Genomic DNA, 16,398 nt, shown 5'->3' with positions numbered 1-16,398 from the left:
GACTGCATCTATATAAGACGAATGAGAATCAGAAATCCCGAAGCGGGATATGAAAGTAAATGTTTCCTATTGCTGAAAACGCATAACCCACAGGGGCGTTGCATTCATTTCAGATTGCTGTGCTGCCTTGATCCAACACGAAACATGGTTCACGGGATCACTCTCCGGCCATTGATGGGGCGGGGCGACTGCCTAAGATGGGGCGCAGACGCCTGAAACCCGCGAGCCTGAGCGAACAATCCCATGACTTCAGCAAGAACCCTTTACGACAAACACATCGATTCCCACACGGTGTGTCGTCTCGATGACCAGGGCCATGTCCTGCTGTACATCGATCGCCAGGTCATCAACGAATACACCAGTCCCCAGGCATTCAGCGGTCTGCGCGAGGCCAGGCGCGGAGTCTGGCGTGCCGGCACCGCGCTGGCGGTGGTCGATCACGTCAACCCCACGGCACCGAATCGCGTGGCCGCCATGCCGGACGCCGGTGGGGCGCGGCAGGTGTCGTACCTGGCGGAAAACTGCCGGGACTTCGGCATCGAATTGCTCGACATCCTCGACAAGCGCCAGGGCATCGAACACGTCATTGCCCCGGAGCAGGGATTCATCCTGCCGGGTATGGTGATTGCCGCGGGCGACAGCCACACCACCACGTACGGCGCCCTCGGCGCGTTCGGTTTCGGCATCGGCACTTCGGAAATCGAACACCTGCTGGCGTCCCAGACCCTGGTCTACAAACGGCTGAAAAGCTTGCGCGTGACGGTGGACGGTGAACTGGCACCGGGGCTGACGTCCAAGGACGTGATCATGGCGCTGATTGGCCAGATCGGCGCTTCCGGGGCCACCGGCTATGCCATCGAGTTTTGCGGTTCGACCATCGATGCGCTGAGCGTCGAGGCGCGCATGACCATCTGCAACATGGCGGTGGAGGCCGGGGCGCGTGGCGCATTCATGGCGCCAGATGAAAAAGTCTTCGCTTACCTCAAGGACAAACCCCGTGCGCCCAAAGGTGCGTTGTGGGACCAGGCGGTTGAACAATGGCGCGTCCTGCACAGCGACGCCGATGCGCAGTTCGACCGTGAAGTGTTTCTCGACGCCAGCGCGCTGGAGCCGATGGTCACCTGGGGCACCAGCCCGGACCAGGCATCACCGATCGGCGCCCGCGTGCCGGACCCGCAAGACGTCAGCGACCTGATCCTGCGCCAGGACATGCGCCGCGCCCTGAACTACATGGGCCTGGAAGCCGGGATGGCGCTGAGCGACATTGTCATCAGTCACGCCTTCATCGGTTCCTGCACCAATGCGCGCATCGAAGACCTGCGCGATGCCGCCAGCGTGGTGCGTGGCAAACGCGTCGCCGGGCACGTGCGGGCGATGATCGTGCCGGGCTCCACCGAAGTGCGCAATCAGGCGGAAGCCGAAGGCCTGGCGGCGATCTTCATCGAAGCCGGGTTCGAGTGGCGTCAGTCCGGCTGCTCGATGTGCCTGGCCATGAACGACGACGTGCTGGCGCCGGGCGACCGCTGCGCGTCCAGCACCAACCGCAATTTCGAAGGCCGCCAGGGCGCTGGCGCCCGCACGCATTTGATGAGCCCGGCGATGGTCGCCGCTGCCGCGATTACCGGCCGCCTGACCGACATCCGCCACTTTGGAGACCGCGCATGAGCCTGCAGCCGTTCACCCACGTCAGCGGCAAGGCTGCGCCGATGCTGGCGGCCAATATCGACACCGACGTAATCATGCCCAAGCAGTTTCTCAAGGGCATCGACCGCGCCGGGCTGGATCGAGGGTTGTTTTTTGATTTGCGGTTTTTGCCGGATGGTCAACCCAACCCCGAGTTCGTGCTCAATCAACCGGCGTGGCAGGGCGCGAGTTTCATGGTGGTCGGGCCGAATTTCGGTTGTGGGTCGAGCCGGGAACATGCCGTCTGGGGCTTGAAGCAGATGGGCATCCGCGCGCTGATCGGCAGCAGTTTTGCCGGGATCTTTTATGACAACTGTCAGCGCAACGGCGTGTTGTTGATTACCCTCGATGAGTCGGTGTTGCAGCGGCTCGGCCGGGTTGTCAGTCAGCCTGAGGGGGCGCAGATCAGTGTTGATCTGCAGGCGCAGGAGATTCGCCTCCACGACGGCGAGGTCATTCTGTTCGACATCGACACTCTGCGTAAAACCGCGCTGTTGCTCGGCCTCGACGCCATCGGCAGCACCTTGCAGCGCAGCGAGCAGATCAAAGCCTTCGAACTAAAACACCTGGCCGCCAATCCCTGGTTAAGCTAAACGCAGATCAAAATGTGGGAGCGGGCAAACCCGCTCCCACATTAGAATTGTGTTGGCTCGGCTACACCGACAACCCCTCGAAATGCGCCTGTAAAAACTCCACGCACGCCCGCAACTTTCCCGAGTATGCCAGTCGCGTCGGGTACACCGCCCAGACGTTGGCGCTCTGACTGTACTCGGGCAGCAACTGCACCAACCTCCCTTGATCCAGCAAGGGTTTCACATCCCACAATGACCGCAGCACCACGCCGCGCCCGTCCAGTGCCCACTGCAAGACAATCTCGCCGTTATTGGACGACAACGGTCCGCTGACCCGCACGCTTTCTTGCACCCCGTTGCGTTCCAGGTTCCAGATGCCGAACGCGTTGTCCCGCTCCTTGATCACCAGGCAATGATGCTGCTCCAGTTCGCCTAACGTCTGCGGTACACCCTGGCGCTGCAGATAATCGGGGGCCGCACACACCACCCTCCGATTACTCACCAGGCGCCGGCCGATGTGCTGACCGGGAATGTCGTCGCCGACACGAATCTCCAGATCGAAGCCTTCACTGACGATGTCCACCACCCGGTCGAACAGGTCGAGGCGAATCTCCAGGTCCGGATATCGCTCGGCCAGCAACGACACGGCCGGCGCCACGTGGTGACGGCCGAAACCGAAACTGCTGCACAGATGCAAACGCCCGCGAGGGCTGTCGTGGGCGTCGGAGAGTTCGTCGTGCAGTTGCTGGAAGTCATCGAGAATGCGCAACGCCCAGCGCTGCACGCGCTCGCCGTCCTCGGTCAGGGCAATGCGGCGACTGGTGCGGTGCAGCAGGCGCGTGCCTAGGGTGGTTTCGAGAATCTGGATGCGCTTGCTGACGTAGGCGGGCGACAGGCCCAGCTCATCGGCGGCCGCGGCGAAACCGCTTTTGCGCACGACGGTGAGGAATACACGCAGGTCTTCGGGAAGGGGCACGGTGTCTTTCTTGGTGGTCATGACAGAACGGGCACTGGCGGCATGAGCCGCCAGCATAGCAGCGCGACGCGGGTGTCAGCGCAGGAAACCCAGCACTTCGGCGAGCAACAGTTCCGGCGCTTCTTCGGCGATGTAATGACCGGCGGGCAGCGCTTTGCCGCGCACATCGGTGGCGACGAGTTGCCATTCCTTGAGCGGTTCGAAACAGCGCCCGACCGTGCCTTCGGCGCCCCACAACACCAGCAACGGCAGGTTCAGATGATGGCCGGCGTCGAGGTCGACGCGGTCATGCTCCAGGTCGATGCTGGCACTGGCACGGTAATCCTCGCAGATCCCGCGCGCCGAGCCCGGCAGTTTCAGGCAACGCAGGTATTCGCCAAAGGCTTCGGCGGTGAAGGGTTTGAGTCCGGCGCTGCGACTGCCCATCACGCTGCGCAAATAGGCTTCGGGGTCGGCTTCAAGCAGGGTTTCCGGCAACGGCGCCGGGCGGATCAGGAAGAACCAGTGCCAGTAGGCGCGGGCAAAGGCTTCGTTGGTTTGTGCGTACATCGACAGCGTGGGGGCGATGTCGAGCAGCACCATGCGTTGCACCGCGTCCGGATGATCCAGCGCCAGGCGATGGGCCACGCGGGCGCCGCGGTCGTGGGCCAGAACCGAAAACCGATCGAAGCCCATGGCGTTCATCAGCGCCACGGCATCCTTGGCCATCTCGCGTTTGGAGTAAGGGGTATGGTGATCGTCGGCCGGCGGTCTGGCACTGTCGCCGTAACCGCGCAGGTCGGCGGCGACTACGGTGAAGTGCTCGGCCAGTTGTTCGGCGACCTTGTGCCAGATGACGTGAGTCTGCGGGTGGCCGTGCAGCAACAGCAGGCCCGGCCCGCTGCCGCCGACGCGGTAGGCAATGTCGACACCGTTGACGTGGCGCTGGTCTTTGAGGAATCCGGCGAACATGGAGGTCTCCTTGTTGTAGTTGCCTGCATCCTGAAAGTGTTGGGCGGGGAGGGCAAGGCGCAAAGCGTGGTGGGCTTGTTCATGAAGTGTGTTCGAGGGCGGTGTGGTGTGGCTGATGGCCTCATCGCGGGCGAGCCACGCTCCCACCGGTGTTGTGTCGTTCGCCATTTTTCCTACGACACAGGACCCTGTGGCAGCGAGCTGGCCCGCGATGAGGCCGGGGCAGGCACCAAAGCGCTCAACCCTGCTGAAACATCTCCTTCGCCCGCTGCTCGATCTGCTCCTGGGTCAGATCCTCCTTGCGCGTGGCCAGAAACCACAGATGCCCATAAGGATCCTTCAAGGTCCCCGAACGGTCGCCATAAAACTGATCCTTGACCTCGGACACCACCGTGCCGCCCGCTGCAATTGCCTGTTTGTAAGACGCGTCCACATCGTTCACATACAGGTGCAAGCCCACGGACGGTGACTTGTCCGGATTGCTCAACGGCCCCTGATCGCACGGCGTGCCGAGCATGATCGGGCAATCGCCGATGCGCAGTTCGGCGTGACCGATGCCGCCGTCGGGCATGGACAGGCGCATGACTTCAGTGGCGCCGAAGGCTTTCTTGTAGAACTCGATGGCTTCCGCCGCTTTCTGGATCCCCAGATACGGGGTGATGCTGTGATAACCCTCTGGAATGGGTTTGACGCTCATGATCAGTCTCCCTGATTTCGTTATGGGATAAAGCTGTCGCGAGCCTACAAAGATAGTAGGAGCTGCCGCAGGCTGCGATCTTTTGATCCTGACCCTTCGTCGGTCGCGCCCACACCAAGATCAAAAGATCGCAGCCTGCGGCAGCTCCTACCGGTGCAGGGCATAACAACGCCACTGTTCAGCCTTCAACAGTGAAGCAACAGAATGCTCGGATCGCCATCGCGGGCAAGCCCGCGATAGCCGCGCCGCTATTCAGGATCAACCCCCGATTCCAACAGCTGCGCCCCCGGTCCCTGTTCCCCAAGCACATCCCCAAAATTACGCAACGGACACGCCTCCATCGATAAACACCCACAGCCGATACAACCGTTGAGCTTGTCCCGCAGCAAGGTCAGTTGATTGATCCGCTCATCAAGCTCCCGACTCCACTGCGCCGACAACACCTTCCAGTCCGCCGCCGTCGGCGCCCGGTTATCCGGCAGGGTTTTCAATGCCTCACCAATCTCTGCCAACGGAATCCCCAACCGCTGCGCCACCTTGATCAACGCCACCCGCCGCAACACTTCCCGTGGATAGCGCCGCTGGTTGCCCTGATTGCGATTGCTTTTGATCAGCCCCCTGGCTTCATAGAAATGCAGCGCCGTGACCGCCACGCCGCTACGGGCGGCCAATTGGCCGACGGTAAGTTCCTTATGCAGGTTTTCCGAGGTGATCATTTGAAAAATGCCTCTTGACCTCTAGTTAACTCGAGGTTTTACCCTGCAGGCCTTCGGATCGCAAGATCCGTCTTACACGTCAGTGGGGACTTTTCATGCAAGCGCCAGAGAAAAATCGCAGCTTCACCCAGTTGATCGAATTCGAGATCGAACCCCATCAGCAACCTGCATTGGTGTCGGCGTTATCGAAGCAGACCGAACGTCTGGCCCAAGGCTACAGCGGATTTCTGAGCGCCAGTATCCAGGCCAGCGACGATGGCCGGCGGGTGCTCAATTACCTGCAATGGCAATCTCGCGAGGCGGGGGAAGCGGCGTTTCAAAGTTTTGAAAGCGGCGAGCAGGATTTCTGGCAGCTGATTCGCGCCCATCAGGCGAAAACCGTGACCTTCGGCTCGTTCCAGGTGCTGCACAGTCTGGAACGTAGCCACGATGACGCGTTGCACTGCAATCTGGTGGGTTGAATCGACAAGTGCATCAGACGCTCGTCCTGCACGTTTTCGGTCGGTCGGCGCTTGTTCGCCGCCAGTTCGCCGATCTTGATCAGTCGTATGCGCGTCACGTTACGGCTCAAGCTGTCACGCGGGGTTCCTCAGTTAATTCAACACAAACCTCTTGGGGGTGGCGAGGGAGCTTGCTCCCGCTCGGCTGCGCAGCAGTCGTAAACAGGTTGACGCGGTCTTTGAGAAAAAACGTGCGGGCCTGTTATGGGACTGCACCGCAGCCCAGCGGGAGCAAGCTCCCTCGCCACATCGTTTCAGGCCGTGGCTTTGGCGGGCAGCACGTCATTGGCGATCGATTCGCCAAACGGCCGGTGAGGTTGGTGACACCGCGGCCGGCCAGGCTGGCGTACGGTTCAGGCAACAACGGAATAACGCAATGGCGTTCTTCACTTGCGAGTGTTTGCCTTCGAAATCCACGGCTTCGCCTTGCAGCACACGGCGCCGGATCTTCAGGAATTCGTCGGTAACTTCGACCTGGACGGTAGGTCATCAGGCAAAGTCGATAGCCACTATCGAAAGCGTTGATTTCTGCCCATCGAGAGGCGGGGGTAGCCTGTGTTCATTGACCCGAACCCAGATGCCAGGACGCCACATCATGAAAACCCTACTCACCACTTTCTTGCTGCTTGCGGTCTCCGTTCTCGCCGGATGTGCCAGCCATGTTTCCCCGGAATTGCGGCCCTACACTGCTGAAGAAAGCAGGGAACTGGCGCTGGAGGCGTTGAATCGTCGCGGTTTGTCCTTCGACGAATACCACGCGAAAAAAGCCGAATTGCTCGGCGAACCGCAGAAGACCTTCAGTTTTGACAAGCAAGGCGAGATGAACGCCGAGCGTGCCGTTCAGCTTCACGGCCGTCCAAGCTGAGCGACTGTACCGCTCGAAGTTTCACCCAACTGTCCATGGGTTTCCTTCAGGGTGTGCGATAGGGTCAATACCTGACTGACCCTGATGGACTGCCGCTCATGACGCTCTCGCTCGACCTGCTGCTGGGTTTTGCCCTGTTTGCCCTCGTCACCTCCATCACTCCCGGCCCGAACAACACCATGTTGCTGGCATCGGGCGTGAACTTCGGCTTTAACCGCACCATTCCCCATATGCTTGGGATTACCTGCGGCTTCTTCGTGCTCGTCGTGGCAGTCGGTTTCGGCCTGGGCGCAGTGTTTCAAACCTATCCGTTGTTCTATACCGTTTTGCGTTACGTTGGAGCCGCGTATTTGTTGTACCTGGCGTGGAAAATCGCGCATTCCGGGCCGGTGTCCGACGGCGGGCAGGGGGAGAGCCAACCCATCAGTTACCTCGGCGCCGCAGCTTTCCAGTGGGTCAATCCCAAGGCGTGGATCATGGCCATCGGTGCGATCAGCACCTACACGCCGATGCAGGGCTATTTCACCAATGTGCTTGTGATTGCAGCGGTCTTCGCCCTGATCAACCTGCCGAGCGTCGGTGTCTGGGCGGCGTGCGGCACGTTGTTGCGCAACGTGCTCAAGGACCGTCGCTGGTTGCGCCTGTTCAACTGGGGCATGGCCGCGCTGCTGGTGGTTTCGCTGTATCCGTTGTTGCTCGAAAGCTTTAGCTGACGCATTGCTTCATCCGGTTGCCCGATGCCTGTTAAGCTCGACTTCAGGAGCGTTCCTACGCACTTTTCAATGAAGTCGTACTTCTATTACGCATCCGATCAGGTATTGCTGGTTGACTGGTTCCCAGCACTGATCCCGGAACAAGCTCTGCGAGTCTTTTATGAATAAACGTCCGTTGTATTTCGACTACGCCGCCACCACGCCGGTGGATGAGCGGGTCATCGTGGTCATGGTCGAGTGTCTGGGTTTTTCCGGTAACTTCGGCAACCCGGCGTCCAGCTCCCACGCGTTCGGCCAGCAGGCCCGGCAAACGGTCGAGCAGGCGCGGCAGCAGGTGGCAGAACTGGTCGGCGCGCAAGCAAATCAGATCGTCTGGACCTCCGGCGCCACCGAATCGAACAACCTCGCCCTCAAGGGCGTGGCCCAGGCCCGGGGCGTATCCGGTGGCCATGTCATCACCAGCCAGATTGAACACAAGGCGATTCTCGACACGGCGAAGCAGTTGCAGGACGCGGGCGTCGCAGTGACGTATCTGGTGCCGGACGAGGAAGGTCTGATCACCGCGCAAGCCGTCAGCGAGGCGATGCGCGAGGACACCTTCCTGGTGTCGCTGATGCTGGTCAACAACGAGCTGGGCACGGTCAATGACATCGCGGCCATCGGCGAAGTGGTGCGTGCCCGCGATGCGTTGTTCCATGTCGACGCCGCTCAGGGCGCAGGGAAAGTGGCGATTGACCTGACGCGGTTGCCGGTGGACCTGATGTCGTTTTCGGCGCACAAGATCTACGGCCCCAAAGGCATCGGCGCGTTGTATGTCGGTCCTCGCGCGCAGCCGCGTTTACAGGCGCAGATTCACGGCGGCGGCCACGAGGGCGGTTTGCGCTCCGGTACGTTGGCGACTCATCAGATTGCCGCCATGGGCGAGGCCTTCGCGTTGGCGGCGCAACTGTTCGATGAAGAGAAAACCAGGATCGCGCGTCTGCGTGAACGCCTGCTGGAACCGTTGCTGACCATTCCCGGCGTTCGCCTCAACGGCAGCGCCACCCAGCGCATTCCCCATACCCTGAGCCTGACCTTCAACGAAGGCGATTTCAACCCGGCGGCATTGAGCGCCTCGATCGCCTTTTCCGCGACTTCGGCCTGCAACTCCGCCAGTAATACGCCATCCCACGTGCTGCTGGCCCTGGGGCATGACGCTCGTTCGGCAAGTCGCACCATTCGCCTGAGCCTGGGCCGGTTTACCACCGAACAGGATATCGACCAGGCGGTACATCTGATCACAGCCGCCTGCACCAGTGCTCCGGCATTCTGGCAGTAGCGCTTTTACGCGCCGACTGAGATCGGCACTCAACAATAATGATGAAGTGATTAGCAGGAGACACGATGAGTACGCAGCCTTCGATCAATGGATCGGTGCCCGAGCGCCTGGCGCACACCCGCGAGCTGATGAGCCGGTTGGGTATCCATGCCCTGCTGGTGCCGTCGGCCGATCCGCACCTGTCTGAATATCTGCCCGGTTACTGGCAAGGGCGGCAATGGTTGTCGGGTTTTCACGGCTCGGTCGGCACGCTGATCGTGACGCCGGATTTCGCCGGCGTCTGGGCGGACAGCCGTTATTGGGAGCAAGCGACCAAAGAGCTCAAGGGCAGCGGCATTGAGCTGGTCAAGCTGCAACCGGGGCAACCAGGCCCGCTGGACTGGCTGGCCGAGCAAACCCCTGAAGGCGGTGTCGTCGCGGTGGACGGTGCGGTGATGGCCGTGGCTTCGGCGCGTACGCTGGGGGGCAAACTCGAAGAGCGCGGCGCCCGACTGCGTACCGACATCGATCTGTTGAGCCAAGTCTGGAGCGATCGTCCGACGCTGCCGAACGAGCCGATCTATCAGCACCTGCCGCCTCAGGCGACGGTCAGCCGTGGCGAAAAACTCGCCAACCTGCGCGAGGTGTTGAAAGAGCGGGGCGCCGATTGGCATTTCATCGCCACCCTCGACGACATCGCCTGGCTGTTCAACCTGCGCGGCGGCGATGTGTCGTTCAATCCGGTATTCGTTTCATTTGCGCTGATCAGCCAGCAACAGGCCACCCTGTTCGTGGCGCTGGGCAAAGTCAGCGCCGAGCTACGCGCGATCCTCGAACAGGACGGCGTAACCCTGCGCGACTACAGTGAAGTGGCCGACGCGTTGCGCGCGGTACCGAGCGGCGCGAGCCTGCAAGTCGATCCGGCGCGTGTCACGGCTGGCCTGCTGGACAACCTGGACAGCGGTGTAAAACTGGTTGAAGGCCTGAACCCGACGACACTGGCCAAATCGCAGAAAAGCCTGGCCGATGCCGAGCACATCCGCAAGGCCATGGAACAGGATGGTGCGGCGCTGTGCGAATTCTTCGCCTGGCTGGAGTCGGCGTGGGGCCGCGAGCGCATCACCGAGCTGACCATCGACGAACACCTGACCGCTGCGCGTACCCGTCGTCCGGACTATGTGTCGCTGAGTTTCAACACCATTGCCGCGTTCAACGCCAATGGTGCGATGCCGCATTACCACGCCACCGAAGAAGAGCATGCGGTGATCGAAGGCGACGGTCTGTTGCTGATCGACTCCGGCGGCCAATACCTGGGCGGCACCACCGACATCACGCGGATGGTACCGGTCGGTACGCCGACGGATGAGCAGAAGCGCGATTGCACCCGCGTGTTGAAAGGTGTGATTGCATTGTCCCGTGCGCAATTCCCTCGGGGTATCTTGTCGCCGTTGCTGGATTCCATCGCCCGTGCGCCAATCTGGGCGGAAAGCGTCGATTACGGTCACGGCACCGGGCACGGCGTGGGCTACTTCCTCAACGTTCACGAAGGCCCGCAAGTCATTGCCTATCAAGCCGCGGCGGCACCGCAAACCGCGATGCAGCCGGGCATGATCACCTCCATCGAACCGGGCACTTACCGTCCGGGCCGCTGGGGTGTGCGGATCGAGAACCTGGTGTTGAACCGTGAAGCGGGCAAGAGCGAGTTCGGTGAGTTCCTGAAATTCGAAACCCTGACCCTGTGCCCGATCGACACCCGTTGCCTCGAGCCGTCGCTGCTGACGGCGGACGAAAAACAATGGTTCAACGCGTATCACGCCGAAGTGCGCGAGCGCTTGAGCCCGTTGCTCGACGGCGGAGCGCTTGAGTGGTTGAACACTCGAACCGCCGCTATCTGATCGGCCTGAGTTCAGGCGCTGCTTCCAGCGCTTGACTCATATAGTCGACAAAGGCTTTGACCCTGGCGGATTGGCGACGATTCGCCGGGGACACGGCATGGATCGGCAGCGACTGCGCAACGTAGTCCGGCAGAATCGCCGTCACTCGCCCGGTTTTCAGATCCTCGCTGAACAACCACACCGGCGACAGCGCAATCCCCAGTCCCCCCAACACCATCTCGCGGATAGCCTCCGAGTTGTTGCTTTGTGCGTTGCCCTTGATCCGCACTTCGTGGCGCTGGGCATCTTTCTCATAAACCCACAGGTTCTGGCTGTTCAGCAGGTTGAACTGCAGGCAGTTGTGCCCGCTCAGTTCTTCCGGTGATCGCGGTTCGCCGTGTTGCTTGAGGTAGTCCGGCGCTGCGACGGTCACTCGATACGTGGTGCCGACGTGGCGGGCGATCAGGCCGCTGTCGTGCAGTTCGCCGATTCTGAACGTGACATCCAGCCCTTCGCGGACCAGGTCCTGGTTTTGATCACTCAGTTGCAGGTCAATGTCGATACCGGGATGGTGTTTCAGAAATTCCGCCAGGCGCGGGGCAATCTGCAAGCGCCCGAAACTCACCGAGGAACCGATGCGCAGGTGACCGGCGATGCGCTCTCTGCCGGACTGGAAGCTGTGTTCCGCCGCATCGACGGCCGCGAGGATTTGTCGACATTCGTTGTAGTAACGCTGACCTTCATCGGTCAGGGAAAGCTGACGGGTGCTGCGGGCAATCAGTTTTCCACCCAGTTCGGTTTCCAGCGCTTTCAAGACTTTACTGATGGTGGGCTGGCTGGTCTGCATCTCTCGGGCAACGGCAGAAAAGCTGCCGCGTTCGACGACCCGGACGAAGATCGCCATTGCAGTGAGTTTATCCACAGGGTTTCTCATTGATGCTAAATAGGCATGATCACTATAGCTATATAGCGTCTTATCAGCATGAGTGAGATGGAGGAGGATTTATCCCACAGCCACCTCTGACGGGAATATGCGAAATGACAGACATAACTGAAATGCGCGCTCTGATTGTCGACTCGGCTAATGCGCCGCTACGCTTGGCTTCCATTCAACGGCCGGTGCCCGAAACGGGGCAGGTGCTGGTCCGCATCAAAGCCAGCGGGGTGAACCCGCTGGACGGGAAAATCCGTGCAGGCCTGGCGGCTCATGCGCGTCAGCCGTTGCCGGCGACAGTGGGCATTGATCTGGCGGGAATCGTTGAAGGTGTGGGGACAGGTGTTACCGGATGGCAGCCGGGCGATGAGGTGTATGCCATGGCCACCGGCATTGGCGGTGCGCAGGGTTCTTTGGCGGAATACGCAGCGGTCGATGCCCGGTTGTTGGCGCGCAAGCCAGGCAATTTGAGCATGCGTGAGGCGGCGGGGTTGCCGCTGGTGCTGATCACTGCGTGGGAAGGACTGGTGGATCGGGCGCGGGTGCGGGAGGGCCAGAAGGTGCTGATTCACGGCGGGGCGGGTGGTGTAGGTCATGTTGCGATACAGATTGCCCGGGCCTTCGGTGCTCAGGTGTTTGCGACCGGTTCTGCAAGGCATCAGGCAATCATCGAAGGTTACGGTGCGACGTTTATCGATTACCGCCAGTCTTCGGTTGAGGAATATGTAGCGCAGCATACGGATGGGGAGGGCTTCGATATCGTCTATGACACGGTAGGCGGCGAAACCCTGGATGCCTCCTTCAAGGCCGCGCGGATTTATCACGGTCATGTGTTGAGCTGCCTTGGCTGGGGGCAGCACAGTCTGGCGCCTCTTTCGTTTCGCGGGGCAACGTACTCTGGCGTGTTCACGTTGTTGCCCTTGCTCACCGGTGTCGGGCGCGAGCATCACGGGGAGATTCTTCGAGAAACGGCGCGGTTGATAGAGGCGGGCAAGCTGATGCCCTTGATGGATCCTCGGACGTTCACACTGGAAACGGCCGAGGCTGCCCATGAGTTGCTCGTCTCGGGAGGGGCTCAGGGGCGGTTGGTCATCGAGATTTAAGCCAGGGCTTCAAGGACGAAGTCCAGTCGATCCTGGCCGAAGAACAGCTGGTTATCGACAAACATGCTGGGTGCGCCGAACACACCGCGTTGCACGGCTTTCTCGGTGTTGTTCTTGAGCGCGGTTTTGACCTCTTCGTCAGCCGTCAAAGCCAGCACTTCGGTTGGATCAAAACCATTTTGCGTCAGCACGGTGGCGACGGTCGCCAAGTCATCGAGGTTGCGCCCTTCAACCCAAATCGCCTGGAACAGGCAGTCGATAAAAGCCTGGAAGCGTTCCGGATGGCGCAGTTGCATGCCTGTGACTGCGCGCATCAGCATGAGTGTATTGATGGGAAAGTTCGGATTGAACTTCAGCGGCACGCCGTAGCGTCTGGCGTAACGATCAAGGTCCTGAAACATATAGGCGCCCTTGGCCGGAATGGTCGCGGGTGAGGCGTTGCCTGTGGCCTTGAAGACCCCGCCCAGCAGGATCGGAATATAGTTCAGCTGACTGTCGGTCTGCGCACAGATTTTCGGCAGTTGGGTGTAAGCCAGGTAGGTGGCGGGGCTGCCAAGGTCGAAATAGAACTCCACGGTTTTGCTCATGGTCGATGCTCTCTGATTATTGTTGTAGGGGAGGGCTTACCAGCGTTCGTTCCAGGGGCGCAGGTCCAGCTCAAAGGTCCAGGCGTCACGAGGCTGACTGTGCAGGTACCAGTAATTCTCGGCAATGTGTTCAGGGTTGAGGATGCCGTCCTGATCCTTGGTCGCATACTTCTCGGGAAAAGCATCGCGAATGAAATCGGTATCGATGGCGCCGTCGACGACGACGTGAGCAACGTGAATGTTCATCGGCCCCAGTTCGCGGGCCATGCTCTGGGCCAGCGCGCGAATGCCATGCTTGGCGCCGGCGAACGCCGCGAAACCTGCCGCGCCACGCATGCCGGCGGTAGCACCGGTGAACAGGATCGTGCCCCGTTGACGCTTGGCCATGCGCTTGGCCACTTCACGGGCATTGAGAAAGCCTGAGAAACAGGCCATTTCCCAGATCTTGAAATACTTGCGCGCCGTTTCTTCGAGAATGCTGCACGGCACGTTGGCGCCGATATTGAACACAAAAGCCTCGATGGGACCGATCTGGCTTTCAATCTGTTCGACCAGCGCGATCACGTCCTCTTCCTTGCGTGCATCGCAGGCAAAACCATGGGCTTCACCGCCAACAGCGTTGATGGCGTCCACCAGCGGCTGGAGTTTTTCTGCACTGCGCCGGGTAACGCACGCGACGAAACCTTCTTGCGCAAAACGTTTGGCGATAGCGCCACCCGTGGCATCACCCGCGCCGACTACCAGTACGACCTTCTTGTTATTCATGGGTAGTTCCCTTTGCTAAACGATCGTTAACTAAACGAACGTTATGCTACGATCGGGCAGGCGTCAAGACGATCAATCCTGAGGGGAAGGCAATGCGTTACTCGGCCAGTCATAAACTGGAAACCAGGGAGAAGCTGCTGGAAAGCAGTGCGGTGTCGGCGAAGAAGTCCGGTTTCTCTACGGTCGGCGTCGATGCCCTGATGAAAGCTATTGGCTTGAGTGGCGGAGCGTTCTACAGCCATTTTTCGTCGAAGGATGAACTGTTCGCTTCAATCGTCGAGAAGGAGCTGGGTCAAAGCCTGGAACGCCTGGGGGCCGATCAGGACCGTGACAGGCTCGAACGCTGCCTGAAGCACTACCTGAGCATGTCCCATGTCGAACATCCGGAATCCGGTTGTGCGTTACCGGCACTGGGCGCGGAAATTGCCCGTTCAGACGTGATGATTCGCCAGCAGGCGGAGAAATGGATTTGTCGGCTTCATGAGAGTTGGGCGCAGATACTGGAGAGCGACAGCCTGGCCTGGGCCATTCTGTCGCAATGCATTGGAGCATTGGTGGTGGCGCGAATGTTGGCCACTCCAGAGATCCAGCGCACGGTGTTGAAGTCCAGTTACGATGAGATTGGCCGTCAGATCGCAAGCCCACGAACCTGAAGCGACGGCATCAACCTATTTGCAGATCACGATCATGCTGCGGCTTGTATAGCCGGCAGGATTGAGGCCAAACGGATAATCGCCTGGTTCTTCCACGCCATCCCCTGACTTGGCGATGACTTTGTAGCCCTTCGGCGCACACGAATTGGCGGCGCTGGTGTAGCACTTGTCCCAGGATGACGACAGTCCGGAGCAGTTGACATGCAGCCCTTTCTTGCCACGTTTGATATGGGTTTCCGAAGTCGCCGCGCAGCCCGCAACTGCAAGTGCGGCGATGAGTATCAAAATTCGTTTCATTGCTGTCCTTAAAGCGTCCCCGGATCTTTGTGCCCGGGTCTGGCTGCACTCGCTTTCGTTCGAAGCGTTTCTGATATCCCTATCCTGAAAAGTCCATGTCCGACATTGGGTTGCGGGCCTAAACATGGCCTAAATGCGCGGTAAATACCAGAGTTTCGTCAAATCCTGTATCAATCCGCCGCGACGGCGGGCTTGGCGGCGCTTCCCATGGTCATGGTCGCGCCGACGGAAGCCAGAATGATGCACAGAATAGCCATCCACTGTGACAGTGAGAGGAACTCATGAAGGAACAGCAAGCCTGACAATGCGCCGAAGGCAGGTTCAATACTCATCAGCGTACCGAACGTGCGGGCCGGCATTCGGGTCAGGGCGACCATCTCCAGCGTATAGGGCAGGGCAGTGGAAAGGATGGCAACGCCGATGGCCACAGGAATCAACGACGGCGTCAACAGCGCGGCACCCGCATGAACAATGCCGATAGGCGCGACGAACAGCGCGGCGATCATCACCCCCAGTGCAGCAGTCTGCACGCCGTTATCGGCACCGGCCTTCTGGCCGAAGAGGATATATAGCGCCCAGCAGACACCGGCGCCCAGGGCATAGCCCGCTCCGAGGAGATCAAGACTGGCACTGGTTGCTCCTGTCGGTATCAACAGCAGCAATCCGACGGCGGCCAAGGCGATCCACAAAAAGTCGATCGCTCGACGCGAGGCATAGATGGCGACAGCCAAGGGGCCGGTGAACTCCAGCGCTACCGCAATGCCCAGAGGAACGGTGCGCAAGGACATATAGAAGAGGAAGTTCATGCCGCCCAGCGCCATTCCGTAAACGATGACGGTACGCAGGGATTTTGTGGTGAGCTTCGCTCGCCACGGACGCAGAAGCACGATCATGATCAGGCTGGCGAAGATCAATCGCAGGGTAGTCGTTCCTTGAGCGCCGATAACAGGAAACATGCTTTTGGCCAGGGAAGCTCCGGACTGGATCGACGCCATTGCTATTAATAGCAGGCCCACCGAGAACAGGGTCGAGGCAAGGCTGCGAGGCTGGTCATTCATTGCGTGGCATCGTCCAAGGCAGGGAGCGAAAGAGTTGTATCGTGTATTGGGCAATATACTGCGCATTCAAGGCGGCCGCGTCTATATATAAGCGGTGATTTTGAACATCGTGATAGAAAAGCCAAATCAGGGGTTGACGGCAGATTCTGGAAGTCTA

19 protein-coding genes and 2 pseudogenes are annotated in these 16,398 nt (G+C 60.1%); 10 read left to right on the top strand and 11 right to left on the bottom strand.

From position 1 onward, the window contains the following. The first annotated feature begins 243 nt into the window (after positions 1-243). Complete coding sequence (gene leuC, locus ACM1ZW_RS00175) at positions 244-1,665, top strand: 3-isopropylmalate dehydratase large subunit (RefSeq protein WP_414879291.1); 1,422 nt, start codon at positions 244-246, stop codon at positions 1,663-1,665. Further along, on the top strand, positions 1,662-2,276 hold the full coding sequence (leuD, locus tag ACM1ZW_RS00170; RefSeq protein ID WP_017339952.1) for a 3-isopropylmalate dehydratase small subunit: 615 nt from the start codon (positions 1,662-1,664) through the stop codon (positions 2,274-2,276). The genes leuC and leuD overlap by 4 nt, the downstream gene beginning before the upstream one ends. Before the next feature lie 61 nt (positions 2,277-2,337). Here leuD and ACM1ZW_RS00165 read toward each other — a convergent pair whose 3' ends face one another. The 4 genes from ACM1ZW_RS00165 to soxR form a co-directional block, all read right to left on the bottom strand. Beyond that, on the bottom strand, positions 2,338-3,288 hold the full coding sequence (locus tag ACM1ZW_RS00165) for a LysR substrate-binding domain-containing protein (protein WP_017339951.1): 951 nt from the start codon (positions 3,286-3,288) through the stop codon (positions 2,338-2,340). 18 nt (positions 3,289-3,306) lie between these two features. Next, positions 3,307-4,182 (bottom strand): alpha/beta fold hydrolase, encoded by an 876-nt coding sequence (locus tag ACM1ZW_RS00160; RefSeq protein WP_416739982.1) that lies wholly within the window; start codon positions 4,180-4,182, stop codon positions 3,307-3,309. Between the two features lie 238 nt (positions 4,183-4,420). Beyond that, positions 4,421-4,879, bottom strand: coding sequence for a VOC family protein (locus tag ACM1ZW_RS00155; RefSeq protein ID WP_017339949.1), 459 nt, complete (start codon positions 4,877-4,879; stop codon positions 4,421-4,423). Between the two features lie 248 nt (positions 4,880-5,127). Continuing rightward, positions 5,128-5,595 carry a redox-sensitive transcriptional activator SoxR gene (gene soxR / locus ACM1ZW_RS00150; RefSeq protein WP_017339948.1) on the bottom strand — a complete coding sequence of 156 codons (468 nt, stop codon included), beginning with the start codon at positions 5,593-5,595 and terminating at the stop codon, positions 5,128-5,130. 95 nt (positions 5,596-5,690) lie between these two features. On the opposite strand from soxR, the gene ACM1ZW_RS00145 reads away from it, so the two are divergent. Then, the gene (locus ACM1ZW_RS00145; RefSeq protein ID WP_017339947.1) at positions 5,691-6,056 is read left to right on the top strand and encodes an antibiotic biosynthesis monooxygenase; all 366 of its coding nucleotides are present in this window, start codon (positions 5,691-5,693) and stop codon (positions 6,054-6,056) included. Here the strand turns inward: ACM1ZW_RS00145 and ACM1ZW_RS00140 are convergent. Together ACM1ZW_RS00140 and ACM1ZW_RS00135 are read right to left on the bottom strand one after the other, a co-directional pair. Then, a pseudogene (locus ACM1ZW_RS00140) lies at positions 6,056-6,166 on the bottom strand (sigma-54-dependent Fis family transcriptional regulator); the annotation flags it as partial. The gene ACM1ZW_RS00145 and the pseudogene ACM1ZW_RS00140 overlap by 1 nt on opposite strands. 183 nt (positions 6,167-6,349) lie before the next feature. Next, a pseudogene (locus ACM1ZW_RS00135) lies at positions 6,350-6,468 on the bottom strand (alkanesulfonate monooxygenase); the annotation flags it as partial. A 17-nt stretch (positions 6,469-6,485) separates the two neighbouring features. On the opposite strand from ACM1ZW_RS00135, the gene ACM1ZW_RS00130 reads away from it, so the two are divergent. From ACM1ZW_RS00130 to ACM1ZW_RS00110, 5 genes are all read left to right on the top strand, one after another. Then, positions 6,486-6,620 (top strand): hypothetical protein, encoded by a 135-nt coding sequence (locus ACM1ZW_RS00130; RefSeq protein WP_416740868.1) that lies wholly within the window; start codon positions 6,486-6,488, stop codon positions 6,618-6,620. A gap of 70 nt (positions 6,621-6,690) precedes the next feature. Further along, positions 6,691-6,960, top strand: a complete 270-nt coding sequence (locus ACM1ZW_RS00125) for a hypothetical protein (protein WP_414879296.1) — start codon at positions 6,691-6,693, stop codon at positions 6,958-6,960. 98 nt (positions 6,961-7,058) lie between these two features. After that, complete coding sequence (locus ACM1ZW_RS00120; protein WP_414885089.1) at positions 7,059-7,673, top strand: LysE family translocator; 615 nt, start codon at positions 7,059-7,061, stop codon at positions 7,671-7,673. 160 nt (positions 7,674-7,833) lie between these two features. Continuing rightward, positions 7,834-8,991 (top strand): cysteine desulfurase family protein, encoded by a 1,158-nt coding sequence (locus tag ACM1ZW_RS00115; RefSeq protein WP_414879298.1) that lies wholly within the window; start codon positions 7,834-7,836, stop codon positions 8,989-8,991. A 65-nt stretch (positions 8,992-9,056) separates the two neighbouring features. Continuing rightward, complete coding sequence (locus ACM1ZW_RS00110; RefSeq protein ID WP_416739981.1) at positions 9,057-10,865, top strand: aminopeptidase P family protein; 1,809 nt, start codon at positions 9,057-9,059, stop codon at positions 10,863-10,865. Here ACM1ZW_RS00110 and ACM1ZW_RS00105 read toward each other — a convergent pair. Further along, positions 10,858-11,778: a LysR family transcriptional regulator gene (locus ACM1ZW_RS00105; RefSeq protein WP_414879300.1), complete on the bottom strand. Its 921-nt coding sequence runs from the start codon at positions 11,776-11,778 to the stop codon at positions 10,858-10,860. The genes ACM1ZW_RS00110 and ACM1ZW_RS00105 overlap by 8 nt on opposite strands. 104 nt (positions 11,779-11,882) lie before the next feature. Here ACM1ZW_RS00105 and ACM1ZW_RS00100 point away from each other — a divergent pair, with 104 nt between their 5' ends. Next, positions 11,883-12,881 carry a zinc-dependent alcohol dehydrogenase family protein gene (locus ACM1ZW_RS00100; RefSeq protein WP_416739980.1) on the top strand — a complete coding sequence of 333 codons (999 nt, stop codon included), beginning with the start codon at positions 11,883-11,885 and terminating at the stop codon, positions 12,879-12,881. On the opposite strand, the gene ACM1ZW_RS00095 is transcribed toward ACM1ZW_RS00100, so the two are convergent. Together ACM1ZW_RS00095 and ACM1ZW_RS00090 are read right to left on the bottom strand one after the other, a co-directional pair. Continuing rightward, positions 12,878-13,468: a 2-hydroxychromene-2-carboxylate isomerase gene (locus tag ACM1ZW_RS00095; RefSeq protein WP_414885084.1), complete on the bottom strand. Its 591-nt coding sequence runs from the start codon at positions 13,466-13,468 to the stop codon at positions 12,878-12,880. The genes ACM1ZW_RS00100 and ACM1ZW_RS00095 overlap by 4 nt on opposite strands. Before the next feature lie 36 nt (positions 13,469-13,504). After that, positions 13,505-14,233, bottom strand: coding sequence for an SDR family oxidoreductase (locus ACM1ZW_RS00090; RefSeq protein ID WP_017339938.1), 729 nt, complete (start codon positions 14,231-14,233; stop codon positions 13,505-13,507). Between the two features lie 92 nt (positions 14,234-14,325). On the opposite strand from ACM1ZW_RS00090, the gene ACM1ZW_RS00085 reads away from it, so the two are divergent. Further along, on the top strand, positions 14,326-14,886 hold the full coding sequence (locus ACM1ZW_RS00085) for a TetR/AcrR family transcriptional regulator (RefSeq protein ID WP_416739979.1): 561 nt from the start codon (positions 14,326-14,328) through the stop codon (positions 14,884-14,886). Between the two features lie 15 nt (positions 14,887-14,901). Here ACM1ZW_RS00085 and ACM1ZW_RS00080 read toward each other — a convergent pair whose 3' ends face one another. After that, complete coding sequence (locus ACM1ZW_RS00080; protein ID WP_414879304.1) at positions 14,902-15,183, bottom strand: hypothetical protein; 282 nt, start codon at positions 15,181-15,183, stop codon at positions 14,902-14,904. A 170-nt stretch (positions 15,184-15,353) separates the two neighbouring features. Then, a complete protein-coding gene (rhtA, locus tag ACM1ZW_RS00075) occupies positions 15,354-16,241 on the bottom strand; it encodes a threonine/homoserine exporter RhtA (RefSeq protein WP_017339935.1) in 888 nt (295 codons plus the stop codon). Positions 16,242-16,398 lie beyond the last annotated feature (157 nt).

Source organism: Pseudomonas sp. NFX71 (assembly GCF_048079215.1).
Taxonomy (GTDB): Bacteria; Pseudomonadota; Gammaproteobacteria; order Pseudomonadales; family Pseudomonadaceae; genus Aquipseudomonas; species Aquipseudomonas fluorescens_B.
The sequence above is the reverse complement of the archived record's forward strand: the minus strand, read 5'-3'. Positions and strand labels throughout refer to the sequence as shown.